At 69.4% G+C, this 26,827-nt stretch carries 21 protein-coding genes and 1 riboswitch; of the genes, 4 read left to right on the forward strand and 17 right to left on the reverse strand.

The window, feature by feature from the left end:
- Positions 1-107 precede the first annotated feature (107 nt).
- Together ABT186_RS15690 and ABT186_RS15695 are read left to right on the forward strand one after the other, a co-directional pair.
- Positions 108-2,102: a CocE/NonD family hydrolase gene (locus tag ABT186_RS15690; RefSeq protein WP_351925441.1), complete on the forward strand. Its 1,995-nt coding sequence runs from the start codon at positions 108-110 to the stop codon at positions 2,100-2,102.
- A 341-nt stretch (positions 2,103-2,443) separates the two neighbouring features.
- A riboswitch (cyclic di-AMP (ydaO/yuaA leader) is annotated at positions 2,444-2,644 on the forward strand.
- Positions 2,645-2,648: 4 nt separating this feature from the next.
- The gene (locus tag ABT186_RS15695; protein ID WP_351223794.1) at positions 2,649-3,149 is read left to right on the forward strand and encodes a transglycosylase SLT domain-containing protein; all 501 of its coding nucleotides are present in this window, start codon (positions 2,649-2,651) and stop codon (positions 3,147-3,149) included.
- A gap of 18 nt (positions 3,150-3,167) precedes the next feature.
- Here ABT186_RS15695 and ABT186_RS15700 read toward each other — a convergent pair whose 3' ends face one another.
- From ABT186_RS15700 to ABT186_RS15710, 3 genes are all read right to left on the reverse strand, one after another.
- Positions 3,168-3,980: an HAD family hydrolase gene (locus tag ABT186_RS15700; RefSeq protein WP_351223796.1), complete on the reverse strand. Its 813-nt coding sequence runs from the start codon at positions 3,978-3,980 to the stop codon at positions 3,168-3,170.
- A gap of 249 nt (positions 3,981-4,229) precedes the next feature.
- The gene (locus ABT186_RS15705; protein WP_351223798.1) at positions 4,230-5,432 is read right to left on the reverse strand and encodes an FAD-dependent oxidoreductase; all 1,203 of its coding nucleotides are present in this window, start codon (positions 5,430-5,432) and stop codon (positions 4,230-4,232) included.
- Between the two features lie 57 nt (positions 5,433-5,489).
- Positions 5,490-6,737, reverse strand: coding sequence for a carboxylate--amine ligase (locus ABT186_RS15710; protein WP_502973217.1), 1,248 nt, complete (start codon positions 6,735-6,737; stop codon positions 5,490-5,492).
- 244 nt (positions 6,738-6,981) lie between these two features.
- Here ABT186_RS15710 and fahA point away from each other — a divergent pair, with 244 nt between their 5' ends.
- Positions 6,982-8,196, forward strand: coding sequence for a fumarylacetoacetase (fahA, locus tag ABT186_RS15715; protein ID WP_351925443.1), 1,215 nt, complete (start codon positions 6,982-6,984; stop codon positions 8,194-8,196).
- A gap of 94 nt (positions 8,197-8,290) precedes the next feature.
- Here the strand turns inward: fahA and recQ are convergent, their stop codons facing one another.
- Positions 8,291-10,270 carry a DNA helicase RecQ gene (gene recQ / locus ABT186_RS15720; RefSeq protein WP_351223804.1) on the reverse strand — a complete coding sequence of 660 codons (1,980 nt, stop codon included), beginning with the start codon at positions 10,268-10,270 and terminating at the stop codon, positions 8,291-8,293.
- Positions 10,271-10,470: 200 nt separating this feature from the next.
- On the opposite strand from recQ, the gene ABT186_RS15725 reads away from it, so the two are divergent.
- Complete coding sequence (locus tag ABT186_RS15725) at positions 10,471-11,073, forward strand: Uma2 family endonuclease (protein WP_351223806.1); 603 nt, start codon at positions 10,471-10,473, stop codon at positions 11,071-11,073.
- Positions 11,074-11,140: 67 nt separating this feature from the next.
- On the opposite strand, the gene nuoN is transcribed toward ABT186_RS15725, so the two are convergent.
- The 13 genes from nuoN to ABT186_RS15790 are packed head-to-tail and all read right to left on the reverse strand — an operon-like array spanning position 11,141 to position 26,817.
- Positions 11,141-12,790: an NADH-quinone oxidoreductase subunit NuoN gene (gene nuoN / locus ABT186_RS15730; protein ID WP_351223808.1), complete on the reverse strand. Its 1,650-nt coding sequence runs from the start codon at positions 12,788-12,790 to the stop codon at positions 11,141-11,143.
- Entirely contained in the window at positions 12,787-14,358 is a 1,572-nt protein-coding gene (locus ABT186_RS15735) for an NADH-quinone oxidoreductase subunit M (protein ID WP_351223810.1), read from the reverse strand. The genes nuoN and ABT186_RS15735 overlap by 4 nt, the downstream gene beginning before the upstream one ends.
- A gap of 5 nt (positions 14,359-14,363) precedes the next feature.
- Entirely contained in the window at positions 14,364-16,259 is a 1,896-nt protein-coding gene (gene nuoL, locus ABT186_RS15740; protein WP_351925445.1) for an NADH-quinone oxidoreductase subunit L, read from the reverse strand.
- A gap of 14 nt (positions 16,260-16,273) precedes the next feature.
- Positions 16,274-16,573, reverse strand: coding sequence for an NADH-quinone oxidoreductase subunit NuoK (gene nuoK / locus ABT186_RS15745; protein ID WP_351223814.1), 300 nt, complete (start codon positions 16,571-16,573; stop codon positions 16,274-16,276).
- Positions 16,570-17,412: an NADH-quinone oxidoreductase subunit J gene (locus ABT186_RS15750; protein ID WP_351925447.1), complete on the reverse strand. Its 843-nt coding sequence runs from the start codon at positions 17,410-17,412 to the stop codon at positions 16,570-16,572. The genes nuoK and ABT186_RS15750 overlap by 4 nt, the downstream gene beginning before the upstream one ends.
- Positions 17,409-18,020, reverse strand: coding sequence for an NADH-quinone oxidoreductase subunit NuoI (gene nuoI, locus ABT186_RS15755; protein WP_351223818.1), 612 nt, complete (start codon positions 18,018-18,020; stop codon positions 17,409-17,411). Before nuoI ends, ABT186_RS15750 begins: the two co-directional genes overlap by 4 nt.
- The gene (nuoH, locus tag ABT186_RS15760) at positions 18,013-19,377 is read right to left on the reverse strand and encodes an NADH-quinone oxidoreductase subunit NuoH (RefSeq protein ID WP_351925449.1); all 1,365 of its coding nucleotides are present in this window, start codon (positions 19,375-19,377) and stop codon (positions 18,013-18,015) included. Before nuoH ends, nuoI begins: the two co-directional genes overlap by 8 nt.
- Positions 19,374-21,878 carry an NADH-quinone oxidoreductase subunit G gene (locus ABT186_RS15765; RefSeq protein WP_351925451.1) on the reverse strand — a complete coding sequence of 835 codons (2,505 nt, stop codon included), beginning with the start codon at positions 21,876-21,878 and terminating at the stop codon, positions 19,374-19,376. The genes nuoH and ABT186_RS15765 overlap by 4 nt, the downstream gene beginning before the upstream one ends.
- Positions 21,875-23,260 (reverse strand): NADH-quinone oxidoreductase subunit NuoF, encoded by a 1,386-nt coding sequence (gene nuoF / locus ABT186_RS15770; RefSeq protein ID WP_351223824.1) that lies wholly within the window; start codon positions 23,258-23,260, stop codon positions 21,875-21,877. Before nuoF ends, ABT186_RS15765 begins: the two co-directional genes overlap by 4 nt.
- A gap of 2 nt (positions 23,261-23,262) precedes the next feature.
- Positions 23,263-24,141: an NADH-quinone oxidoreductase subunit NuoE gene (gene nuoE, locus ABT186_RS15775; protein ID WP_351223826.1), complete on the reverse strand. Its 879-nt coding sequence runs from the start codon at positions 24,139-24,141 to the stop codon at positions 23,263-23,265.
- Positions 24,138-25,469 carry an NADH-quinone oxidoreductase subunit D gene (locus ABT186_RS15780; protein WP_351223828.1) on the reverse strand — a complete coding sequence of 444 codons (1,332 nt, stop codon included), beginning with the start codon at positions 25,467-25,469 and terminating at the stop codon, positions 24,138-24,140. The genes nuoE and ABT186_RS15780 overlap by 4 nt, the downstream gene beginning before the upstream one ends.
- A complete protein-coding gene (locus ABT186_RS15785) occupies positions 25,466-26,266 on the reverse strand; it encodes an NADH-quinone oxidoreductase subunit C (protein ID WP_351925453.1) in 801 nt (266 codons plus the stop codon). Before ABT186_RS15785 ends, ABT186_RS15780 begins: the two co-directional genes overlap by 4 nt.
- Positions 26,263-26,817: a NuoB/complex I 20 kDa subunit family protein gene (locus ABT186_RS15790; RefSeq protein ID WP_023547484.1), complete on the reverse strand. Its 555-nt coding sequence runs from the start codon at positions 26,815-26,817 to the stop codon at positions 26,263-26,265. Before ABT186_RS15790 ends, ABT186_RS15785 begins: the two co-directional genes overlap by 4 nt.
- Between the last annotated feature and the right edge of the window lie 10 nt (positions 26,818-26,827).

Here is a 26,827-nt window from a genome sequence, read left to right on the forward strand (position 1 = left end):
AAAGAGGCCCCTCGTAGTCGGTGGGCCATCACCGCCGCGCGCCACCGTCACCCGCCCGGACGCACACCCGGCCCGCTGAGGACGCCCAGGAGTCCGAGGTCACGCGCATGCACATCCGTACCTCCTTCCCCTATGAAACGGCTCATGCCGACTTCTGGATCCCGCTCCAGGACGGCACTCGTCTGTACGCACGCGCGTGGCGCCCGCTGACCGGGGAGCCCGTCCCCGTCCTCCTCGAATACCTTCCGTACCGGCTCACCGACTACACCGCGCCCCGCGACCGGCAGCGGCACCCCTGGTACGCGGGCCACGGCTACGCCTCCGTCCGGGTGGACGTGCGCGGGCACGGCAACTCCGACGGCCTGCCCGCCAACGAGGACTCGGCGATCGCGCTGTCCGACGGCGTCGAGGTCGTCGAGTGGCTGGCCGCGCAGCCCTGGTGCGACGGCCGGGTGGGTATGTTCGGCATCTCCTGGGGCGGCTTCGTCTCCCTCCGGATCGCGGCCCTCGCGCCCGAGCCGCTCAAGGCGGTCGTCACGGTCTGCGCCCCGGACGACCGCTATGACAACGACGTGCACTACCTGGGCGGCTCCGTCCTCGCCTGCGGTATGCACACCCGCACGGCGACGCTGCTCGCCTTCGCGGCCCGTCCGCCGGACCCCCGGTATGTGGGCGCGGTGTGGCGGGACGCCTGGCTCGGACGCCTGGCGGCACTGGACCCTCCCGTCCACACCTGGCTGGCCCACCAGACACGGGACGATCACTGGCGGCACGGCAGCGTCCGCGAGGACTACGGCGCGGTCCGGGCCGCCGTCCTGGCGGTGGGCGGCTGGCACGACCCGTACCGGGACTCCGTGCTGCGTCTCGTGGAACATCTTCCGGCCGATCGCGTACGTGGCCTGATCGGGCCGTGGGCGCACCAGTACCCGGACCGCGGCCGGCCGCCCGGGCCGGCGATCGGCTTCCTCCAGGAGACGCTCCGCTGGTGGGATCACTGGCTCAAGGGCAAGGACACGGGGGTCATGGCGGAGCCGTTGCTGCGCGCGTACATCAGCGACTCGCACCCTCCGGCGAGGGTCCACGACGTACTCCCGGGCCGCTGGGTCGGCGAGCCGTCCTGGCCGTCACCGCACGTCACCCCGGTCTCGTACGCGCTCCGGGGCGCCCCCGTGCTCGTACGCTCCCCTCTGCACACCGGCCTCGACGCGGGCGGTGTCGTCCCCCGCGGCGACGACGCCGACCTGCCGCCCGACCAGCGTGAGGAGGACGCGAGGTCGGCCTGCTTCGAGTTCGAGGCGGCCGAGGAGACCTGGGTGCTGGGGCGGCCCCGGGTGCGGCTGCGGCTGACGTCCTCCGTGCCGCGCGGGCAGGTGGTCGCCCGCCTCTGCGACGTGGCACCCGACGGGACGTCGACGCTCGTCACCCGGGGCGCCCTGAACCTGTCGGCGCGCCACGGCCCGGACCGGGCGGTCCCCTGGGCCCCGGGGGCCACCGAGGACGTGGCGTTCGAGCTGAACGGCATCGGCCACGCCTTCCCGCCGGGCCACCGCATCCGGCTCGCCGTCTCCTCCGCGTACTGGCCGTGGCTGTGGCCGCAGCCGGGTTCGGAGACCGGCCTCACACTGGACCCTGCGGGCAGTGCACTCGAACTGCCCGTACGGACAAGGGAGTCGGGCGCGGACATCGCGTTCGGTGAGCCGGAGCACTCCGAGCCGCTGGGCGTCAGCCGGCCGGCCACGCTCGACGAACCGCGCCCGGAGCGCCTGGTGGTGCGGGACGTGGCGAAGGGTGAGTGGCTCCTGGTGGTCGACCCACGCCGCAACGGCACCCGTGTGTATCCCGACGGTCTCGAAGTGACCGAGGACACATTGGAGGCGTACACCATCGAGGACGCGGATCCGCTGACCGCCCGCACCCGCTCCGACCGGTCGATCCGGCTGCACCGCCCGGAGGCGGGGTGGGACGCGAGGGTGGAGACGCACTCCGGGATCACCTGCACCGCAACGGACTTCGTCGTCTCGAACGAGCTCGTCTGCAAGGACGGCGACGAGGTGGTGTTCCACCGCACATGGGAGAAGCGGGTTCCGCGCACGGCGGGTTAGGGCGGCGCGCCCACTGGGCCCAGCTCCGGGCCACCACCACACTCGTGAACTATTTGTCCGAATTTGCCGGAATCAGGGTGAGTGACCCATGTCCACTTCACCCAAGTTGATTCCGGCCCCCGCCCATTGGGCATTGCGGTCGGAGCACGTGAAATAGGTCACGCCCGAATGAGACGGGGCGTTTCGGGCACGTCGCCAACTCCCCCTTTGCTGGTGGCAACTTGAACCCGATTCAACGCTGGGGGTCACCCTCCCTATTCCCCCATTTCAACGCCAATCCGGAAGGACTGTGACTTCCGAGCTTGTTCCCGACATGTGCTCTCGCATACCTTCCATTCGACCCGAGCGGAACGCCGAATCCTGCCGCCGCTCGAGAACCCTTCGACCCACTGAGGCAGGAGCGGGGGAACCAGGTAAGCCGCCGGGCCGGACATCACACCGGAACGGCTTGGGGTGAAGTCGTGCCCTCGACACCGAGGACACGGCCGGGCACCTCCCCGCCCGAACCCGACAGCTCACCTCGCAGGCGCCGGAGAGGAATGCGACATGTCCGTTTTCGCCCTGCCCGCACGCCGTCGGGACCGCGGCTCCAAGGCCGCCCGCCTCACCCGTGCCGTCGCTGTCGCGACGACGGGTGCCGCCCTTCTCGCCGCCCCGGTCATCGGGGCTACCAGCGCTTCCGCCGCCACGCCGGCCACGACGTCCGCCGTGAGCACCGTGGCACGCAAGGGCAACCTCGACACCTGGATCCGTCAGTCGCTGGCCGTCATGGCGCAGCACCGGATACCCGGGACGTACAACGGCATCTACCGCAACGTGATGCGCGAGTCGTCGGGCAACCCCAGGGCCATCAACCTCTGGGACTCGAACGCCGCTAAAGGCATCCCGTCCAAGGGGCTTCTGCAGATCATCGACCCCACGTTCCGGGCGTACCACGTGGCGGGCACGTCCTTCAACCCGTACGACCCGGTCGCGAACATCACGGCCGCGTGCAACTACGCCGCGCACCGGTACGGCTCGATCGACAACGTCCACAGCGCGTACTGATCCGCACGGGCCGGGAAGCTACCGGCCCGTGAGCAGTCTTTCGAGGACGACGGCGATGCCGTCGTCCTCGTTCGACGTGGTGATCTCGTCGGCGACGGCCTTGAGTTCCGGGTGGGCGTTGGCCATGGCGACCCCGTGCGCGGCCCAGTCGAACATCGGGATGTCGTTGGGCATGTCGCCGAAGGCGATGGTCTGCGACCGGCTCAGGCCGAGGTACTCGGCGGCCAGCGCGAGCCCCGTCGCCTTGGTGATGCCGCATGGCTGGAGTTCGACGGTGCCGGGCCCGGACATGGTGACCGTCGCGAGGGAACCGACCGCTCCGCGGGCCGCCTCCGCCAACTCGTCGTCGGACAGGGCGTGATGGCGCAGCAGCACCTTGCTGATGGGCTCGCACCACAGATCGTCGCGCCGCTCGACCTGTACGGCGGGCAGAGTGGGGTGCGGCATCAGATAGCCGGGCTCGATGAGGGTGAGCCCGTCCACCCCGTCCTGGTCGACCGCCGCGTACACCTGCCCCACCTCGGCCTCGATCTTGCCGAGCGCGGTCTCGGCCAACTCCCGGTCCAGGGTGACCGAGAACAGCAGCCGGTCCGCGCCGGCGTCGTACACCTGCGCGCCCTGTCCGCACACCGCGAGCCCCCTGCTGCCGAGGTCGTCGAGCAACGGCCGCACTCTCGGCGCCGGGCGCCCTGTCACCACGAGGTGCTGTGCGCCGGCGACTGCGGCCCGCGTCAGCGCGGCCCTGGACCGGTCGGAGAGCGTGTCGTCACCACGCAGCAGCGTTCCGTCCAGGTCAGTGGCGATGAGTGAATATGCGAGGGGTGCGGCCATGATCAGAGAATACGGATGGAACGCCCCGGCGACTCGGCGCGAACCGGACGTCGTCCGATATCCCGTGCGCCCCAGGACTTACGCGGTAGGGTTCCCCGGAGACCGCCCCATCGCGCCCCAACAACCGTTTGCAGGCGTGCTGTTGAGCATGTTCTCTGCCACGTCGGCCGGCTCCCTTCCCCACGGCGCCGAACGCGTCACGCACCACACTCCGGCCCAAGGGCGCCCTGTCGTAAGGGCGCCCGGTTCTCAGCCGTGCACCGCCGCCAGGTGCTTCGCCAGACGCGGCGACGCGAACTCGGTGCCGCACACGAAGCGCATCACCGGGCCGTACGAGGCCGCGGCCGGAAGGCCCGTGAAGTAAAGGCCCGGGACGGACGACACATACCCCGCGCCGAGCTTCGGTGTGCCGCGGCTCACTCCCAGTTCCGTACGCAGCTCATGGCCCAGGAAGTCCATCGCTGCGATGTTCACGCGGTAGCCGGTCGCGGCGATGACGTGGTCGGCGCTCAGTTCCTCCGTGCGGCCCGCGTGCGTCCGGACCGTCAGCACCGGGCTGCCGTCGGGCGCGGCCGCGCTGACCACACGGTCGACCTCACGCACCCCCACCTTGCCCTCGAAACGGTCACGCAGCCACCACGCACCGAGCGGGCCGAGGACGCGGCGGACCAGATAGTGGCGGGTCTGGGCGGGCAGGAAGCGGTACGGATGCGGGTAGTAGCTCAGCGCCCACAGCGACCAGGCACGCCCGAAGGGCGATTCGGGGCGCAGCTTCGGCTGGTCCCACGGGGCCGCGCCGAAGGCGACACTGCCCCGGCCGCGCGAGACCACGCGCACCCGCGCGCCCGCCTCCGCCGCCAGCACCGCCGTCTCCAGCGCGGACTGGCCCGCGCCGACGACCATCAGCTCCTTGCCGGAGAACCTGGTCAGGTCGTGGTGCTGAGAACTGTGGGAGACCGGGCCCGTTGGAGTGGGTCCGTCCGGCGACGCCCCGGCCAGCTCGGGCGGGAGGTGGGCGAGGCCCGACAGGCCGGTCGCGACCACGACCGCGCGGGCCGTGAACGTCTCGCCCGAGTCCAGCTTCAGCTCGAATCCGCCGCCCTGGCGGCGGTCCACCGAAACGACCCGGACCCGCTCCAGTTCGGGCACCAGCTTCTGCTGGAACCACTCGCCGTATCCGATGAAGGTCTCGACCGGGATGATGTCCTCGTCCGTCACCAGCCTGGGGATACTCGCCGCGTCGCAGTAGTCGACCAGGGTGTGGCCGCGCTGGGGCGCGTCGATGTTGGAGGCCGCCGGGGTGGACTTCAGGAGCATGCCCGCGGGCATGTGGTCGCGCCAGCTCACCATCGGCTCGCCGAAGACGCGTACCGGGATACCGCGCGCCCGTAGATGGGCGGCGGTGGACAGGCCGAATGGCCCGGCACCGATGACTGCTACCGGTTGAATCACGAAGTCCCTCCCCAGGACGCGACGTGCGTACTTCGTGGTGGAGCCGAACGAGCCGGGCTACCTGCCCGGACTCGTGGTGCTGCCGCGGCGATTGGTCCGCCACAGCTGAAACAGGTGCTTCGCGCCCGGCCGCACGAAGCGCGCGAGCATCGTGAAGAACGGCCGCAGGTCGTCACCCGCGAGCCAGGCCAGCTCCGTACCGCTCGCGCGGGCCGGTGCGTGTGGCGTCGTATACCCGCTGCGGCGGTAGGCGAGCAGAGCGGGAAGGTCGATGTTCTCCACGATGTACCGGTGGCCGGCGCGCTGTTCCCCCTCCGGGACGGTGCGGCCGGTCAGGTCCAGATGCATGGCGCGGACGACGTCCACCCCCGACTCGTTCTCGAAGAGCCGGAACTGGGCGCCCATGCGGGGGTTGAAGTCGAGCAGTTTGTACTGACCGTCGCGGCGGTCGAAGCGCAGGTCGAGATCGATGATGCCGGTGAAGCCGATCTGCTTGATGAAACGCGCGGCGAGGTCCGCGAGTTCCGGGTTGTCCACGACGTACGCGTTCGCCGTCATGCCCGCGTGCGGCGGCCAGGAGCGGACCTTGACGCCGGTGAACAGGGCCTGCGGTGTCGAGTCCTGGTCGAAGTACGCGTGCACGATCCAGTCCTCGGCCTCCTCCCGGGGCAAGTACTCCTGGAGGATCACGCCGGGGTGCTCGCCCCAGTCACGGGCGAGCGTGAGGAGCCCCTCGCGGGTGGCGATCTTGGTCGTGCCGCCCACCGCGGGCTGGGCACGGCGCACGAACGCCTCACGGTTCTTGGCGACGAGCGGGAAGCGGGCCTTCTCGGCGAAGCGCACGATGTCGTCGTACGACTGCGGGAAGGCGGCCGCCGGGCTCGGGATGCCGTGTTCCACGCACAGTTCGTGCAGGCCCTGCTTGCTGGCGAGGCGGCGCGGGAGCTTGGCGTCCACCTTCGGGAACAGGAAGGGGCCACCCAGCACGTCCTGGTGCTCCGCGATCAGGACCGCGGCCTCCTCGTCGGTGGGAATGAGGACCGTCGGACGGCCGATGCGCCGCCCGATCCCCAGCAGGCCCTCCACGAGTTGCTCCGGTTCCTCCGTCCCGGTGGTCGGCCACACGAAGGCGCGCCGCAGATAGCGGGAAACCGCCGCCGGTGTGTAACGGTCCTCGGTGATCGCATACATCGGAATGCCGAGCCGGCCCAGGCTTCGGATGGCGCCCACCCCGCCGTGATGCAGCGGGTAGTCGCCGAACTTCACAATGAGCCCCGGTACGTCGCGGTCCGCATCGAACGGCACGCCGACGGTGCTCCTGGCCACGGGTCCCCCCACGTGTCCCCCCTACGGACCGGACCCACCCCGTCCGTGTCCCCCAAAGGACGCTAAGCCGGAATTGACCCCTCCGACAAGGCTTATTCGGACATTGCGAACTCTTTAGACCCTGCCCAAGACAGCCAACTCACCCGTAACGTGTGCGACGACCACATGGAACGCACCCCCATGTACGGCACACCTGAAGTGCACGAAAGCGAGGCAGCATCCCATGCCCCCCTTCGACGTCCCCGAGGGCGATCCCTTCGGCCCGCACAACCTCCCCTATGGCGTTTTCTCGCCCGTCGGCTCCGGCGAACGGACCGTCGGCGTCCGCCTGGGGGACCACGTGCTCGACGCGGGCGCCGCGGCGACGGCCCTCGGCTCCCCCTACGCCTCCCTGCTGGCGCGGCCGTCCCTGGGCCCGCTGCTGGCCGCCGGACGCACCGCCTGGTCGGACGTGCGCCGGGCGCTGACGGCGTGGGTGACGGTGCCCGCGCACCGCGAGACCGTCGAGCCCTTCCTGCACCCGCTCTCCGAGGTGACCCTGCACCTGCCCTTCGAGGTCGCGGACTACGTCGACTTCTACGCCTCCGAGAATCACGCCCGCAATGTCGGGCAGATCTTCCGCCCGGACGCGGCGGACTCCCTGACCCCCAACTGGAAGCACCTGCCGATCGGCTACCACGGCCGGTCGGGGACGGTGGTGGTGTCGGGCACGGACGTCGTACGCCCGAGCGGCCAGCGCAAGGCCCCTGCCGACCCCGCTCCGGTCTTCGGTCCCTCCGTCCGCCTGGACATCGAGGCCGAGGTCGGGTTCGTGGTCGGTGTTCCATCCCAGATGGGCACTCCGGTGGGCCTGTCCGGCTTCCGCGACCATGTCTTCGGCCTCTGCCTGCTCAACGACTGGTCGGCGCGGGACATCCAGGCCTGGGAGTACGTGCCGCTCGGGCCGTTCCTCGGCAAGTCGTTCGCCACGTCCGTCTCGGCGTGGATCACCCCGCTCGACGCGCTGGAGGACGCCCGGGTGGCGCCGCCGGAGCGCACGCATGCGCTGCTGCCGTATCTGGACGACACGGAGGAGGAGCCGACGGGCTACGACCTGCACATCTCCGTCGCGATCAACGGCCATGTGGTCTCCGAGCCGCCGTTCTCGACCATGTACTGGACGGCGGCCCAGCAGCTGGCGCACATGACAGTGAACGGGGCGTCGCTGCGGACGGGCGACCTGTACGGCTCGGGCACGGTGAGCGGCCCTGCGGAGCACGAGCGCGGCTCGCTCCTCGAACTGACCTGGAACGGACGGGACCCGCTCGAACTCCCGGACGGGAAACGGACGTTTCTCGAGGACGGCGACGTGGTGACGCTCACGGCCTGGGCACCGGGGCCGGGCGGCACGCGGGTGGGGCTCGGGGAGGTGACGGGCCGGGTGGTGTCCGGCAGCTGATACGCATCAGCTGCCAGACCTCTCGGTGGTTCGTGACGGGACGCCGGGCCGGGGCGGATGAGAAGCGCTGTGGGGGGTGCCGCCCCGGGCGCACCTATATCCAGTCCTCCGGCTCCGGCGCCTCCTCCGGCTCCGGCTCGGGCTCCGGCTCCGGCCACTCCGGGGCCGGGCCCTCGTCCTGTGCCGAACCGCCGTCCAGGGAAGACAGCACTCCGAGCACCCCCTCCCCGTACGTCGCGAGTTTCTTCTCCCCCACTCCGCTGATCGTGCCGAGCTCCGTCACCGACTTCGGGCGGACCGCCGCGATCTCGCGGAGCGTCGCATCGTGGAAGATCACGTATGCCGGGACGCCCTGTTCCTTCGCCTGGGTCGCTCTCCAGGAGCGCAGGGCCTCGAAGACGGGCTGGAGCTCCGGCGAAAGCTCGGCGGCGGCCTTCGGCGTACGCTCGCCCTTCGGGGCCGCGGACCGCGCGACCGTGGGCTTCGGCGGCTCCTTGCGCAGCGGCACCTCGTGCTCCCGCCGCAGCACCGCCCCGCTCGCCTCGGTCAGCACCAGCGTCCCGTACTCGCCCTCGACCGCGAGCAGGCCCTGTGCCAGCAACTGGCGGATGACACCCCGCCATTCGCCCTCGGTCAGCTCCTCGCCGATGCCGAACACGGACAGCTGGTCGTGGTCGAACTGGATCACCTTGGCCGTGCGCCGCCCCAGCAGGATGTCGACGATCTGCACCGCGCCGAACTTCTGCCGCCGCTCCCGGTCCAGCCGCCACACGGTGGACAGCACCTTCTGCGCGGCGATCGTGCCGTCCCAGGTGTCGGGCGGCACCAGGCACGTGTCGCAGTTGCCGCAACCGGCCGGTTCGGGGTCCTGTCCGAAGTAGGCGAGCAGCCGGCCACGGCGGCACTGCGCCGTCTCGCACAGCGCCAGCATGGCGTCCAGGTGCGCCTGGGCCCGGCGGCGGAACGACTCGTCGCCCTCCCCGGACTGGATCAGCTTGCGCTGCTGTATGACGTCGTTCAGCCCGTAGGCCATCCAGGCCGTGGACGGCAGTCCGTCGCGGCCCGCCCGGCCCGTCTCCTGGTAGTAACCCTCGACCGACTTCGGCAGGTCCAGGTGCGCGACGAACCGTACGTCCGGCTTGTCGATGCCCATTCCGAACGCGATGGTCGCCACCACGACCAGGCCGTCCTCGCGCAGGAAGCGGGACTGGTGCGCAGCGCGCGTGCCCGCGTCCAGGCCCGCGTGGTAGGGCACCGCCTCGATGCCGTTGCGGGTCAGGAACTCCGCCGTCTTCTCCACCGAGTTCCGCGAGAGGCAGTACACGATGCCCGCGTCGCCCGCGTGCTCCTCGCGCAGGAACGACAGCAGCTGCTTCTTGGGGTCGGCCTTCGGCACGATCCGGTACTGGATGTTGGGGCGGTCGAAGTTCGCCACGAAGTGGCGGGCCCGTGGCATGTTCAGCCGCTGGGTGATCTCCTGGTGCGTCGCGTGCGTCGCCGTCGCCGTGAGCGCGATCCGGGGCACGTCCGGCCAGCGCTCGCCGAGCAGCGACAGCGCGAGATAGTCGGGCCGGAAGTCGTGGCCCCACTGCGACACACAGTGCGCCTCGTCGATCGCGAACACCGAGATCTTGCCGCGCGAGAGCAGGTCGAGAGTGGACTCCAGCCGCAGCCGCTCCGGGGCCAGATAGAGCAGGTCCAGCTCACCGGCCAGGAACTCCGCCTCCACCACTCGCCGTTCGTCGAAGTCCTGCGTGGAGTTGACGAACCCGGCGCGGACGCCGAGCGCCCGCAGCGCGTCCACCTGGTCCTGCATCAGTGCGATGAGGGGCGAGACCACCACGCCCGTACCCGGTCTGACGAGGGCCGGAATCTGGTAGCAGAGCGACTTGCCGCCACCGGTCGGCATCAGGACGACGGCGTCACCGCCGGCCACCACATGCTCGACGATCGCCTCCTGGTCGCCGCGGAAGGTCTCGTAGCCGAAGATCCGGTGCAGCGCGGCCTGTGCCTCGCTCCCGCCGCCCGGCGCCGGCATCACGCCCGCCTCGGTCATCACACCCGTCCCGTCCATCGCCCGTCCCCCGTGCGTAGTCCCTCGACCACTGCGTCCACGATAGGGGGCGGCGCCGACAGCGCCGGAGTTATCCACAGGCTGCTCCTGTGCACCCCGGGTCAAGGACACGACAGTCGTTCACACGTACGCGGGAGACCTGCACGTTTGCGCCCGATAGTCTGAATGGACCGGCGAGACTCCGTCCCATGGGAGCACTGATGAGCGTCGCACCGAAGGCGTCCACGCCCACTTGGCCGACTCCGCCGGAGGGCGGCTGGACCGCCGACGACCTGGACCGGCTTCCGAATCTGCCTCCGCACACGGAATTGATCGACGGGAGCCTGGTCTTCGTGAGTCCGCAGACCATCTTTCACGAGCGTGCCATCGATTTCTTCAAATGGCAGCTCCAGTCTCTGGCACCTGCGGACCTTGAGGTCTTCCGCGAGTTCACCATTGATCTCGACAGCCAGAACAGGCCCGAACCTGACGTGGTCGTGGTACAGGGGGACGTAGCGGAGGACCCGGAGCAGACCCGGTTCCCTGCGAACGCCGTCGTCCTGGCCATCGAGGTCGTTTCGGAGGACTCCGTCTCACGAGACCGCGAGACCAAGCCCATGAAGTACGCACGGGCCAAGATCCCCCACTACTGGCGGGTCGAGAACGAGAAGGGCCGCGCCGCGGTGCACGCCTTCGAGTTGGAGCCCACCACCGGCACGTACACCAGCGTAGGGATCTACCGCGAGCGGATGAAGGTGGACGTCCCGTTCCCCGTGGATCTGGATCTCACCCAGATCAAGACGCGCCGCACGCCGAACCCGTAAGCCCGCGCACACGGCGGCCCGGCACCCCCCGAGCGGGCACCGGGCCGTCGTGTGCGGCGGGGAATCGTCAGCGCACGAACACGCCCGCCTGGCTCGCCAGGTCCAGGAAGTACTGCGGCGCCACGCCCAGCACCAGCGTGACCGCCACGCCCACCCCGATCGCCGTCATCGTCAGCGGGGAGGGGACCGCCACCGTCGGGCCCTCCGGGCGCGGTTCGCTGAAGAACATCAGGACGATCACGCGGATGTAGAAGAACGCCGCGATCGCCGACGAGATCACACCGATCACGACCAGCGGGATCGCCCCGCCCTCGGCCGCCGCCTTGAACACCGCGAACTTCCCGGCGAAGCCGGAGGTCAGCGGGATGCCCGCGAAGGCCAGCAGGAACACCGCGAACACGGCCGCCACCAGCGGCGACCTGCGGCCGAGCCCGGCCCACTTGGACAGGTGCGTCGCCTCGCCGCCCGCGTCGCGGACGAGCGTCACCACCGCGAACGCGCCGATCGTCACGAACGAGTACGCGGCCAGGTAGAAGAGGACGGAGGACACGCCGTTGCGTGTCGTCGCGATGACACCCGCGAGGATGAATCCCGCGTGCGCGATCGACGAGTACGCCAGCAGCCGCTTGATGTCGGTCTGCGTGATCGCGACGATCGCACCGCCCAGCATGGTGACGATCGCGACCGCCCACATCACCGGCCGCCAGTCCCAGCGCATGCCCGGCAGAACGACGTACAGCAGTCGCAGCAGCGCGCCGAACGCCGCCACCTTCGTCGCCGCCGCCATGAAGCCGGTCACCGGGGTCGGCGCGCCCTGGTAGACGTCCGGGGTCCACATGTGGAACGGCACCGCGGCCACCTTGAACAGCAGGCCCATCACGATCATCGCGGCGCCGACGAGCAGCAGTGCATCGTTGCCCATGGTGCCCGCGAGCGCCGGGTCGACGTTCGTGACCGTGCCGTCGACGACCTGGGCGATCGTCGCATAAGAGACCGAGCCCGCGTACCCGTACAGCAGCGCGATGCCGAACAGCGTGAACGCCGAGGCGAACGCGCCGAGCAGGAAGTACTTGACCGCGGCCTCCTGCGACATGAGCCGCTTGCGGCGGGCAAGCGCGCACAGCAGGTACAGCGGCAGCGAGAAGACCTCCAGGGCGACGAACAGGGTCAGCAGGTCGTTCGCCGAGGGGAAGACGAGCATGCCGCCTACCGCGAACAGCAGCAGCGGGAACGCCTCCGTCGTCGTAAACCCGGCCTTGACGGCGGCCTTCTCGCTCTCACTGCCCGGCACGGATGCGGCCTGCGCGGCGAACGAGTCCACCCGGTTGCCGTGTGCCGCCGGGTCCAGGCGCCGCTCGGCGAAGGTGAACACGCCGAGCAGACCGGCCAGCAGGATCGTCCCCTGCAGGAACAGGGACGGTCCGTCGACCGCGATCGCGCCCATCGCCGCGATATGCGCCTTCGTGGTGCCGTATCCGTCGGCGGCGAGCGCCACGACCGCGGCGAACGCGGCGGCGAGCGCGACGACCGACACGAACACCTGCGCGTAGTAGCGGGACCTGCGCGGGATGAGCGCCTCGATCAGCACTCCGACGAGCGCCGCACCGATGACGATCAGCGTCGGCGACAACTGCCCGTATTCGATCTTCGGCGCCTCGATCTTCGAGATCGGGTCGGCCGCGGTTGTCCACAGGCTGTGGACGGCTGCTGCGCTCACTTGGCCGCCTCCACCTTGGGCTTGGGATCGGTCTGGTGTACGTCGGACATGGTCTGCTTGACCGCCGGATTGACGATGTCGGTGACCGGCTTCGGGTAGACACCCAGGAAGATCAGCAGAACGATCAGCGGGGCGACGACCAGGAGCTCGCGCAAGCGCAGGTCCGGCATCTGGGCGACCTCCGCCTTCACCGGGCCCGTCATCGTCCGCTGGTAGAGGACGAGGGTGTAGAGCGCGGCGAGGACGATGCCGAAGGTGGCGATGATGCCGATCGCCGGGTGGCGGGCGAATGTGCCGACCAGGACCAGGAATTCACTGATGAAGGGCGCCAGTCCCGGAAGGGAGAGGGTCGCCAGGCCACCGATCAGGAACGTGCCGGCGAGCACGGGCGCGACCTTCTGCACGCCTCCGTAGTCCGCGATCAGGCGCGAGCCGCGGCGCGAGATCAGGAAGCCCGCCACCAGCATCAGGGCGGCGGTCGAGATCCCGTGGTTGACCATGTAGAGCGTCGCACCGGACTGGCCCTGGCTGGTCATCGCGAAGATGCCCATGATGATGAAGCCGAAGTGCGAGATCGACGCGTACGCCACCAGTCGCTTGATGTCCCGCTGGCCGACCGCGAGCAGCGCCCCGTAGATGATGCTGATCAGCGCGAGCACAAGGATGGCGGGCGTCGCCCACTTGCTCGCCTCCGGGAACAGCTGGAGGCAGAAGCGCAGCATCGCAAAGGTGCCCACCTTGTCGACGACCGCCGTGATCAGCACGGCGACCGGGGCGGTGGCCTCCCCCATGGCGTTGGGCAGCCAGGTGTGCAGCGGCCACAGCGGCGCCTTCACCGCGAAGGCGAAGAAGAAGCCGAGGAACAGCCAGCGCTCGGTGCTGGTCGCCATGTGGAGCGAGCCGCTCGCCCGCGCCTGCACGATCTCCGGGAGCGAGAAGTTCCCCGCCTGCACATAGAGACCGATCACCGCGGCAAGCATGATCAGTCCGCCGACCAGGTTGTAGAGGAGGAACTTCACGGCGGCATACGAGCGTTGCGTGGACGCCGCCTTCTCGCCGTGCTCGTGGGCGCGGTCCCCGAAGCCACCGATGAGGAAGTACATCGGGATGAGCATGGCTTCGAAGAAGATGTAGAAGAGGAAGACGTCGGTGGCCTCGAAGGAGAGGATCACCATCGCCTCGACGGCCAGGATCAGGGCGAAGAAGCCCTGTGTCGGCCGCCAGCGCCTGCTTCCGGTCTCCAGCGGATCGGCGTCGTGCCAGCCCGCCAGGATCACGAACGGGATCAGCAGCGCGGTCAGCGCGATGAGCGCCACCGCGATGCCGTCCACCCCCAGCTCGTACCGCACCCCGAAGTCCTTGATCCAGGCATGCGATTCGGTGAGCTGGTAGCGGGCGCCGCCCGGTTCGAAGCGGACCGCGATCACCGCGGCGAGCACGAGCGTGGCGAGCGAGACGAGCAGCGCCAGCCACTTGGCGGCGGTGCGCTGCGCGGCCGGGACCGCTGCAGTGGCGATCGCCCCCACGGCCGGGAGCACCGCCGTCGCTGTCAGCAGAGGAAAGGACATCGCTATCAGACCGCCCTCATCAGCAGGGTCAGGGCGACGAGCACCGCCGCACCGCCGAACATCGAGACCGCGTACGACCGCGCGTAGCCGTTCTGCAGCCTGCGGAGCCGTCCGGAGAGGCCGCCGACCGAGGCCGCCGTGCCGTTGACGACGCCATCGACCAGGGTGTGGTCCACGTACACCAGGGAGCGCGTGAGGTGCTCTCCGCCGCGGACGAGGACGACGTGGTTGAAGTCGTCCTGGAGCAGGTCGCGCCGGGCGGCCCGGGTGAGCAGAGACCCGCGCGGGGCGACGACCGGGACCGGGCGGCGTCCGTACTGGGCGTAGGCGAGGCCGGCACCGACGACGAGGAGCACCATGGTCGCGGCCGTGACCGTCCCGGCGCTGAGGGGCGAGTGGCCCTCCTCGTGTCCGGTGACGGGCTCCAGCCAGTGCAGGAAACGGTCACCGACCGAGAAGAGTCCGCCCGCGAAAACCGACCCGAAGGCCAGCACGATCATCGGGATGGTCATCACCTTGGGCGACTCGTGCGGGTGCGGTTCATGGCCGTGCTCATCGGGCTGCCAGCGCTTCTCGCCGAAGAACGTCATGATCATCACTCGTGTCATGTAGAACGCGGTGATGGCCGCACCGAGCAGGGCCGCACTGCCGAGGATCCAGCCCTCGGTGCCGCCCTTGGCGAAGGCCGCCTCGATGATCTTGTCCTTGGAGAAGAAGCCGGACAGGAACGGGAAGCCGATGATGGCGAGGTAGCCGAGGCCGAAGGTCACGAAAGTGATCGGCATGTACTTCCTCAGGCCGCCGTACTTGCGCATGTCGACCTCGTCGTTCATACCGTGCATGACCGAGCCGGCGCCGAGGAACAGCCCGGCCTTGAAGAAGCCGTGCGTCACCAGGTGCATGATCGCGAAGACATAGCCGATGGGGCCGAGGCCCGCGGCGAGCACCATGTAGCCGATCTGCGACATGGTCGACCCGGCCAGCGCCTTCTTGATGTCGTCCTTGGCGCAACCGACGATCGCACCGAAGAGGAGCGTGACGGCACCGACCACGGTGACGGCCACCTGTGCGTCGGGCGCGGCGTTGAAGATCGCGCCGGAGCGGACGATCAGGTACACGCCCGCGGTCACCATGGTGGCGGCGTGGATGAGGGCCGAGACCGGGGTCGGGCCCTCCATCGCGTCCCCGAGCCAGGACTGCAGCGGAACCTGGGCCGACTTGCCGCATGCGGCGAGCAGCAGCATCAGGGCGATGGCGGTGAGCTTGCCCTCACTGGCCTTGCTCACGTCCGCGAAGACCGGCCCGAAGGTGAAGGTCCCGAACGTCGTGAACATCAGCATGATCGCGATCGACAGGCCCATGTCGCCGACGCGGTTGACCAGGAACGCCTTCTTCGCCGCGGTCGCCGCGCTGGGCTTGTGCTGCCAGAAGCCGATCAGCAGGTACGAGGCGAGACCGACGCCCTCCCAGCCGACGTACAGCAGCAGGTAGTTGTCGGCGAGGACGAGCAGCAGCATCGCCGCGAGGAACAGGTTCAGATAGCCGAAGAAGCGGCGCCGGCGCTCGTCGTGCTCCATGTACCCGACCGAGTACAGATGGATGAGCGAGCCGACGCCGGTGATCAGCAGGACGAACGTCATCGACAGCTGGTCGAGCCGGAAGGTGACGTCGGCCTGGAAGCCGCCCACGGGGACCCAGCTGAACAGGTGCTGCGTGATGGTCCGGTGATCGGCGCTCTTCCCCAGCATGTCGGCGAAGAGGACGGCGCCGAACGCGAAGGAGACGCCGGACAGCAGGGTGCCGACCCATTGGCCGACCGCGTCGAGCCTTCTGCCGCCGCACAGCAGGACGGCCGCTCCGAGCAGGGGCGCCGCGATCAGCAGCGCAATCAGGTTCTCCACGATTCAGCGACCCCTCACAGCTTCATCAGGCTGGCGTCGTCGACCGAGGCCGAATGGCGCGTACGGAACAGCGACACGATGATCGCGAGCCCGACCACGACCTCCGCGGCGGCGACGACCATCGTGAAGAAGGCGAAGATCTGGCCGTCGAGATTGCCGTGCATCCGGGAGAAGGTCACGAACGCGAGGTTGCAGGCGTTGAGCATCAGCTCGATGCACATGAACACCACGATCGCGTTCCGCCGGATCAGCACGCCGGTGGCGCCGATCGTGAACAACAGGGCGGCGAGATACAGGTAGTTGACCGGGTTCACTTCGACGCCTCCTCGGTCCTCTTGAGGGCCGGCCGCTTGTCCTCGGCCCGCTCCAGGCGCTCCGCGGCGCGCTGTTCCAGAGCCTTCAGATCGCTGATCGCCTCTTCGGACACGTCACGGATCTGGCCACGGTCACGCAGCGTCTTGCTGACGGTCAGCTCGGACGGGGTGCCGTCCGGCAGGAGGCCCGCGATGTCCACCGCGTTGTGCCGGGCGTAGACGCCGGGCGCCGGCAGCGGCGGAACGTGCTTGCCCTCCCGTACACGCTGCTCGGACAGCTCGCGCTGGGTCCTGGCCCGCTCGGTGCGCTCGCGGTGGGTGAGCACCATGGCGCCGACCGCGGCCGTGATGAGCAGGGCGCCGGTGATTTCGAAGGCGAACACGTACTTGGTGAAGATGAGGGCCGCCAGGCCTTCCACGTTGCCGTTCGCGTTCGCCTTGGCCAGGCCGTCGAACTCCTTGAGGGACGCGTTGCCGATGCCCCCGAGAAGCAGGATGCCGAAGCCGAGCCCGCAGACAAGGGCCAGCCAGCGCTGGCCCTTGATGGTCTCTTTCAGGGAGTCCGCCGCGGTGACGCCGACCAGCATCACCACGAACAGGAACAGCATCATGATCGCGCCGGTGTAGACGACGATCTGCACGATCCCGAGGAAGTAGGCGCCGTTGGCGAGGTAGAAGACCGCCAGGACGATCATGGTGCCGGCCAGGCAGAGCGCGCTGTGCACGGCCTTCTTCATGAAAACGGTGCACAGGGCGCCGATCACCGCGACGGTGCCCAGAACCCAGAACTGGAAGGCCTCACCCGTGGAAGTGGTGTAGGCGGCGAGTTGGGCGCTCATGCGTCCGCCCCCTGTTCTTCCGGCTTCTCGCCCTTGGAGACGGCGACCTGGCGCACCGTGCCGGGCGCGGCCTCCGTCACCAGGCCCCGGTAGTAGTCCTGCTCGTCCGTCCCCGGGTAGATGGCGTGCGGTGTGTCGACCATGCCCTCTTCGAGGCCGGCGAGCAGCTGCTCCTTGGTGTAGATGAGGTTGGCGCGGCTGGAGTCCGCCAGCTCGAACTGGTTGGTCATCGTCAGCGCGCGCGTGGGGCACGCCTCGATGCACAGGCCGCACAGGATGCAGCGGGCGTAGTTGATCTGGTACACCCGCCCGTACCGCTCGCCCGGGGAGTAGCGCTCCTCGTCCGTGTTGTCCGCGCCCTCCACGTAGATCGCGTCGGCGGGGCAGGCCCAAGCGCACAGCTCGCAGCCGACGCACTTCTCCAGGCCGTCCGGATGGCGGTTGAGCTGGTGCCGGCCGTGGAACCGCGGAGCCGTTGTCTTCTTCTGCTCCGGGTACTGCTCGGTCAGCCGCTTCTTGAACATGGCCTTGAAGGTCACGCCGAAGCCGGCCACGGGGTTCTGGAAGCCAGGCTTCGACTGCCCGGCCTCCTTGGGCTCCTCAGCCATCGGACGCCTCCTTTCCATCCGAAGATCCGTCACTGACAGTGTCCGACCCACCACTGACAATCAGCTCCCGCTCCCGGTGCGAGCGGCGCCGGGGCACCGGCGGCAGCGTCTGTCCCGGCAGCGGCGGTACGGGGAACCCGCCCGCCATCGCGTCGAAGGCGGCGGGCTGCCCGGCGGGCGGCGCGGCCTCCTTCGCCTTGTCGCGGAACATGTCGACGACGAACGACAGCAGCAGCAGCGTGAGGACGCCGCCGGCGACGTACAGGGCGATGTCGCCGAAGCCGTAGTTCTCGTTGCGCAGCGCCCGGACGGTCGCGACGAGCATCAGCCAGACCACGGAGACCGGGATGAGAACCTTCCAGCCGAGCTTCATCAGCTGGTCGTAGCGGACCCGCGGGAGCGTGCCGCGAAGCCAGATGAAGAAGAACAGCAGCAGCTGGACCTTGATGACGAACCAGAGCAGCGGCCACCAGCCGTGGTTCGCACCCTCCCAGGCGGTACTGATCGGCCACGGGGCCCGCCAGCCGCCCAGGAAGAGCGTGGTCGACACAGCCGAGACCGTCACCATGTTCACGTACTCCGCGAGCATGAACATCGCGAACTTGATCGACGAGTACTCGGTGTTGAAGCCGCCGACCAGGTCGCCCTCGGACTCCGGCATGTCGAAGGGGGCGCGGTTGGTCTCGCCGACCATCGTGACGATGTAGATGATGAACGAGACCGGCAGCAGCAGGATGTACCAGCGGTCGTGCTGCTGCTCGACGATCCTCGACGTCGACATCGACCCCGAGTAGAGGAACACGGAGGCGAAGGCGGCGCCCATGGCGATCTCGTACGAGATCATCTGTGCGCAGGAGCGCAGACCGCCGAGCAGCGGGTAGGTCGATCCGGAACTCCAGCCCGCCAGCACGATCCCGTAGATACCGACCGAGGCGATCGCCAGGATGTACAGCATCGCGATCGGCAGGTCGGTGAGCTGCATCGTCGTGCGGTGGCCGAAGATCGAGACCTCGTTGTCGGCCGGACCGAACGGGATCACCGCGATCGCCATGAAGGCCGGGATGGCCGCGACGATCGGCGCGAGGATGTAGACCACCTTGTCCGCGCGCTTGACGATGACGTCTTCCTTGAGCATCAGCTTCACGCCGTCGGCGAGCGACTGGAGCATGCCCCAGGGGCCGTGCCGGTTGGGGCCGATGCGCAGCTGCATCCAGGCGACGACCTTGCGCTCCCAGACGATGGAGAACAGGACGGTCACCATCAGGAAGGCGAAGCAGAAGACCGCCTTGATGACGACCAGCCACCACGGGTCGCGGCCGAACATCGAGAGGTCCTCAACGGCGAGGTACGGGGTCACGCCTCCACCTCCTTGGGGGCTTCGGCGGCGGGCGTCGCCGGGCCGATGCGGACGAGGGTGCCGGGCTGCGCCCCGGTGTCGGAGGGGACGCCGCCGCCGGTGGAGTTCATCGGCAGCCAGACCACGCGGTCGGGCATCTCGGTGATCTGCAGCGGCAGTTCGACGGTTCCGGCCGGGCCGCTGACGGCCAGGATGTCGCCGTCGTCGACGCCCGCCTCGGCGGCGGTCGCGGCCGACACACGCGCGCGTGCCGCGTGCCGCGTGCCGGCGAGCGCGTCGTCGCCGTCCTGCAGGCGCCCCTGGTCGAGCAGCAGCCGGTGACCGGCGAGCACGGCCTCCCCGGCGGCCGGGCGGGGCAGCACTCCCCCGATCTCCAGGGGGTTGCCCGCCCTCGGTCCGTCCCAGGCGCCGAGCCGGTCGAGCTCCACGCGCGCGGTGCGCAGATCCGGCAGCCCCAGGTGGACGTCCATGGCGTCGGCGAGCATCTGGAGCACGCGCGCGTCGGTGGGCGCCAGGGAGCGGGTCATCTGGTCGGGCTTGAGCGCCGCCTCGAAGAAGCGGGCCCGGCCCTCCCAGTTGAGGAATGTGCCGGCCTTCTCCGCGACCGCGGCGACCGGGAGCACCACGTCTGCGTGTTCGGTGACCTCGCTGGGACGCTGTTCCAGCGAGACCAGGAAGCCCACCGCGGAGAGTGCTTCACGCGCGCTTGCCGGGTCGGGCAGGTCGGCGACCTCGACGCCGGCGACCACGAGGGCCCGCAGTTCGCCGGTGGCCGCGGCCTCGACGATCCCGCCCGTGTCGCGGCCGTAGCGGTGCGGGAGTTCGGCGACGCCCCAGACGGTGGCGACCTCCTCTCGTGCGCGCGGGTCGGTGGCCGGACGTCCGCCCGGCAGCAGCGAGGGCATCGCACCCACCTCGATCGCGCCGCGCTCCCCGGCCCGGCGCGGGATCCACACCAGGTCGGCGCCGGTCGCGGCCGCGGTCCGTACGGCGGCGGTGAGCCCGCCCGCGACACCGGCCAGACGCTCGCCGACGACGATCACCGCGCCCTCGGTGCGCAGCGCCTCGGCGGCCCGTACGCCGTCCCCCTCCAGGCCGATCCTGCCTGCCAGCGCGTCCAGCCACTCGGTCTCGGTGCCGGGCGCGGCGGGCAGCAGCGTGCCGCCGGCCTTCGTGAGGCCGCGCGTGGCGTGCGTGGCGACCGAGAAGACCTGCTGGCCGTGCCCCCGCCAGGCCTTGCGCAGCCGCAGGAAGACGCCGGGCGCCTCCTCCTCGGACTCGAACCCGACCAGCAGGACGGCGGGCGCCTTCTCCAGTGAGGTGTAGGTGACGCCGCTGCCGTCGAGGTCGCGGCCGCGTCCGGCGACCCGGGCGGCCAGGAAGTCGGCCTCCTCTGCGCTGTGCACGCGTGCGCGGAAGTCGATGTCGTTGGTGGCGAGCGCCACGCGCGCGAACTTGCTGTAGGCGTAGGCGTCCTCGACGGTCAGCCGGCCGCCGGTCAGCACCCCTGCCAGGCCCCGTGCGGCGAGCAGGCCCTGAGCGGCTGCCTCCAGCGCCTGGGGCCAGGACGCGGGCTCCAATTCACCGGACTCGCCCCGCACCAGCGGAGTGTCGAGCCGGTCCTTGAGCTGCGCGTACCGGAACGCGAACCGCCCCTTGTCGCAGATCCACTCCTCGTTGACCTCGGGGTCGTTGGCCGCAAGACGTCGCATGATCTTGCCGCGCCGGTGGTCCGAGCGGGTCGCGCAGCCGCCGGAGCAGTGCTCGCACACGGACGGCGACGAGACGAGGTCGAAGGGACGGGAGCGGAAGCGGTATGCCGCCGACGTGAGCGCGCCGACCGGGCAGATCTGGATGGTGTTCCCGGAGAAGTACGACTCGAAGGGGTCGCCCTCACCGGTGCCGACCTGCTGGAGCGCGCCCCGTTCCAGCAGCTCGATCATCGGGTCGCCCGCGATCTGGTTGGAGAACCGGGTGCAGCGGGCACACAGCACGCACCGCTCGCGGTCGAGCAGCACCTGGGTGGAGATCGGGACCGGCTTCTCGTACGTGCGCTTGCGGCCCTCGAAGCGGGACTCGGCATTGCCGTGCGACATGGCCTGGTTCTGCAGCGGGCACTCGCCGCCCTTGTCGCAGACCGGGCAGTCCAGCGGGTGGTTGATGAGCAGGAGCTCCATCACACCCTTCTGGGCCTTTTCGGCGACGGGCGAGGTGAGATGAGTCTTCACCACCATCCCGTCCGTGCACGTGATCGTGCAGGATGCCATGGGCTTGCGCTGGCCCTCGACCTCGACGATGCACTGGCGGCAGGCGCCGGCCGGGTCGAGGAGGGGGTGGTCGCAGAAGCGGGGGATCTCGATGCCGAGCTGCTCGGCGGCACGGATGACCAGGGTGCCCTTGGGCACGCTGATCTCCACGCCGTCGATTGTCAGCGTGACGAGATCCTCCGGCGGGACCGCCGCCTGACCGCCCCCGGCGGGAGCGTTGGTCGTCACGGTCATGCGTTCACCTCCGCGGGCTTGTCCGCCCAGGCCGTGGACTTGGCCGGGTCGAAGGGGCAGCCCCGGCCCGTGATGTGATCCTCGTACTCGTCGCGGAAGTACTTGAGGGAGGAGAAGATCGGCGAGGCGGCGCCGTCGCCGAGGGCGCAGAAGGACTTGCCGTTGATGTTGTCGGCGATGTCGTTCAGCTTGTCGAGGTCGGACATCGTGCCCTTGCCCGCCTCGATGTCCCGCAGCAACTGCACGAGCCAGTACGTCCCTTCGCGGCAGGGCGTGCACTTGCCGCAGGACTCATGGGCGTAGAACTCGGTCCAGCGGGTGACGGCGCGGACCACGCAGGTCGTCTCGTCGAAGCACTGCAGGGCCTTGGTGCCGAGCATGGAGCCGGCCGCGCCCACGCCCTCGTAGTCGAGGGGGACGTCGAGGTGTTCGTCGGTGAACATCGGTGTCGAGGAGCCGCCCGGCGTCCAGAACTTCAGCCGGTGACCGGGCCGCATGCCGCCGCTCATGTCGAGCAGCTGGCGGAGCGTGACGCCGAGCGGGGCCTCGTACTGGCCCGGGCTCGCGACATGGCCGCTGAGCGAGTAGAGCGTGAAGCCGGGCGACTTCTCGCTGCCCATCGACCGGAACCATTCCTTGCCCCGGTTCACAATCGCGGGAACCGACGCGATCGACTCGACGTTGTTCACAACAGTCGGGCACGCGTAGAGGCCCGCGACCGCAGGAAAGGGGGGACGGAGCCGCGGTTGACCACGGCGGCCTTCGAGCGAGTCGAGCAGTGCGGTCTCCTCACCGCAGATGTACGCGCCCGCGCCCGCGTGCACGGTGAGTTCGAGGTCGAGTCCACTGCCCAGGATGTTCTCGCCGAGGTAGCCCGCCGCGTAGGCCTCGCGCACGGCCGAGTGCAACCGCCGCAGCACAGGGACGACTTCACCACGCAGATAGATGAAGGCATGCGACGACCTGATGGCATAACACGCGATGACGATGCCCTCGATGAGGCTGTGCGGGTTCGCGAAGAGGAGCGGGATGTCCTTGCAGGTTCCGGGCTCCGATTCGTCGGCGTTGACAACTAGATAGTGAGGCTTGCCATCACCCTGGGGAATGAACTGCCACTTCATTCCCGTCGGGAACCCCGCGCCGCCGCGCCCGCGCAGTCCGGAGTCCTTGACGTACGCGATCACGTCGTCCGGCGACATGGCGAGCGCCTTGCGCAGCCCCTGGTACCCCTCGTGCCTTTGGTAGACGTCCAGCGTCCAGGACTTCTCCTCGTCCCAGAAGGCCGACAGCACGGGTACGAGCAGCTTCTCGGGGCTGGTCTCTCCCCCATCCTCGAATCCGCTCGGGCGGGAGGTGCCCCCGTTCTCGGGTGCCAAGGTCATCACTACCCCTCCTCGGCGGCAGGCCCGGCCGAGTGGTCGGGGTCGGAGGCCGATGTGTCCTGGGTGTCCTGCGGCGTGTCGTGCGAGCTGAGGTGCTCGGCCCGTGTCGGCTCGTGCACCGCTCCGTCCCGTGGCTCGTCGTGCGGCCCGCCGTCCCGCGGGTGCACCACGCGTGCGGCGGGGGGTTCGCCCTTGGCCAGCCGGAGCCCGACCAGTGAGGCCGGACCCGCGCTGCCGGTCGCCTCGACGGCTCCGTCCCGTTCGTCGGGGAAGCCGGCCAGCATCCGGGCCGTGTCCTTGAAGGTGCACAAGGGGGCGCCGCGGGTGGGTGCGACCTGCCGTCCCGCTCGCAGGTCGTCCACGAGGCGCTTGGCGCTTTCGGGGGTCTGGTTGTCGAAGAACTCCCAGTTGACCATCATGACCGGCGCGTAGTCGCAGGCCGCGTTGCACTCGATGTGCTCCAGGGTGACCTTGCCGTCGTCGGTGGTCTCACCGTTGCCCACACCGAGGTGTTCCTGGAGGGCGGAGAAGATCGCGTCGCCGCCCATCACGGCGCACAGGGTGTTGGTGCAGACGCCCACCTGGTAGTCACCGGAGGGCCGCCGCCGGTACATGGTGTAGAAGGTGGCGACCGCGGTGACCTCGGCCGTGGTCAGGTCCAGCATGTCCGCGCAGAACTGCATCCCGGTGCGCGTGACATGCCCCTCCTCCGACTGCACCAGGTGCAGCAACGGCAGAAGGGCGGACCGCGAGTCCGGGTAGCGGCCGATGATCTCGCGTGCGTCCCGCTCGAGCCGGGCTCGAACGTCGTCCGGGTAGTCGGGCGCGGGCAGCTGCGGCATGCCCAGGCCGACGCTCCGCTCCGAGGAACTGGTGGTCACCGGTCGACGCCTCCCATCACGGGGTCGATGGACGCGACGGCGACGATCACGTCGGCGACCTGGCCGCCCTCGCACATCGCCGCCATGGCCTGCAGGTTGGTGAAGGACGGGTCCCGGAAGTGGACCCGGTAGGGGCGGGTGCCGCCGTCGGACACGACGTGCACCCCGAGTTCGCCCTTGGGTGACTCGACCGCCGCGTACGCCTGTCCCGGCGGGACGCGGAAGCCCTCGGTCACCAGCTTGAAGTGGTGGATCAGGGCCTCCATGGAGGTGCCCATGATCTTCTTGATGTGGTCGAGGGAGTTGCCGAGCCCGTCCGGTCCCAGGGCGAGCTGGGCGGGCCAGGCGATCTTCTTGTCGGCGACCATGACCGGTCCGGGCCCCAGCCGGTCCAGGCACTGCTCGATGATCCTGAGCGACTGGCGCATCTCCTCGAGACGGATGAGGAAGCGGCCGTAGGCGTCACAGGTGTCGGCGGTCGGCACGTCGAAGTCGTACGTCTCGTAGCCGCAGTAGGGCTGCGTCTTGCGCAGGTCGTGCGGCAGGCCCGCAGCACGCAGGATCGGGCCGGTGGCGCCGAGGGCCATACAGCCGGCCAGATCCAGATAGCCGATGTCCTGCATACGGGCCTTGAAGATGGGGTTCCCGGTGGCGAGCTTGTCGTACTCCGGAAGGTTCTTCTTCATCTTCTTCACGAACTCGCGGATCTGGTCCACCGCTCCCGGCGGCAGGTCCTGGGCGAGTCCGCCGGGGCGGATGTAGGCGTGGTTCATCCGCAGACCGGTGATCAGCTCGTAGATGTCGAGGATCATCTCCCGGTCGCGGAAGCCGTAGATCATGATTGTGGTGGCGCCGAGTTCCATGCCTCCGGTGGCGATGCACACCAGATGGGAGGACATGCGGTTCAGCTCCATCAGGAGCACGCGGATGATCGTGGCGCGGTCCGGGACCTGGTCCTCGATGCCGAGGAGCTTCTCGACGGCGAGGCAGTACGCCGTCTCGTTGAAGAACGGCGTCAGGTAGTCCATGCGCGTCACGAACGTGGTGCCCTGCGTCCACGTGCGGTACTCGAGGTTCTTCTCGATGCCGGTGTGGAGATAGCCGATGCCGCAGCGGGCCTCGGTGACCGTCTCGCCCTCGATCTCCAGGATGAGCCGGAGCACACCATGGGTGGAGGGGTGCTGGGGCCCCATGTTGACGATGAGGCGCTCGTCGTCGGCCCTGGCCGCGGACTGGACGACCTCGTCCCAGTCGCCGCCGGTGACGGTGTAGACGGTGCCCTCGGTGGTCTCGCGCGGCGAGGCGGAGGACGGAGTCTGTGTGCTCATGAGTACGACCTCCGCTGGTCCGGAGCCGGGATCTGGGCGCCCTTGTACTCGACGGGGATGCCGCCGAGGGGGTAGTCCTTGCGCTGCGGGAAGCCCTGCCAGTCGTCGGGCATCATGATCCGCGTCAGCGCCGGGTGGCCGTCGAAGATCAGGCCGAAGAAGTCGTACGTCTCGCGCTCGTGCCAGTCGTTCGTGGGATAGACCGAGACGAGCGACGGGATGTGCGGGTCGGCGTCGGGCGCGCTGACCTCCAGGCGGATCAGCCGGTTGTGGGTGATCGAGCGCAGGTGGTAGACGGCGTGCAGCTCGCGGCCCTTGTCACCGGGGTAGTGCACTCCGCTCACGCCCGTGCACAGTTCGAAGCGGAGCGCGGGGTCGTCGCGCAGGGTCCGGGCGACGGCGAGGAGGTACTCGCGTTCGATGTGGAAGGTCAGCTCGCCGCGGTCGACGACGGTCTTGTCGATGGCGTTCTCGGGGACGAGGCCCTGTTCCTCCAGGGCGCCCTCGAGTTCGTCGGCGACCTCGTCGAACCAGCCGCCGTAGGGGCGGGTGGCCGGACCCGGGAGCCGGATGGAGCGGACCAGGCCGCCGTAGCCGGAGGTGTCGCCGCCGTTGTTGGCGCCGAACATGCCGCGCTGGACGCGGATCTGCTCGCCGTGGTCGCCGCGCATGCCGGGCAGGTTGGCGGCACCGAGGTCCTTCTCGGGGTTGACGCCGTTGCCTGCAGCGCCGTTCGCAGCGGCACCGTTCGCGCCGTCGCCCGGCGTGTTCACGCCGTTGCTCTTCGCGTCGCTCATCGCAGCAGCCCCTTCATCTCGATCGTCGGGAGGGCCTTGAGCGCCGCTTCCTCCGCCTCGCGGGCCGCCTCCTCGGCGTTCACGCCGAGCTTCGAGGTCTGGATCTTGTGGTGGAGCTTGAGGATCGCGTCCATCAGCATCTCGGGCCGCGGCGGACAGCCGGGCAGATAGATATCGACGGGAACGATGTGATCGACGCCCTGGACGATCGCGTAGTTGTTGAACATGCCGCCCGAGGAGGCGCAGACCCCCATGGAGATCACCCACTTGGGGTTCGGCATCTGGTCGTAGACCTGCCTGAGGACCGGTGCCATCTTCTGGCTGACCCGGCCGGCCACGATCATCAGGTCCGCCTGGCGGGGCGATCCGCGGAAGACCTCCATGCCGAAGCGCGCCAGGTCGTAGCGTCCGGCGCCGGTGGTCATCATCTCGATGGCACAGCAGGCGAGGCCGAAGGTGGCGGGGAAGACGGACGCCTTGCGCACCCAGCCCGCGGCCTGCTCGACGGTGGTCAGAAGGAAACCGCTCGGCAGCTTTTCTTCGAGTCCCATGACGTAAGGC

Origin of the sequence: Streptomyces sp. NPDC001634 (assembly GCF_040298185.1) — a bacterium.
Taxonomy (GTDB): Bacteria; Actinomycetota; Actinomycetes; order Streptomycetales; family Streptomycetaceae; genus Streptomyces.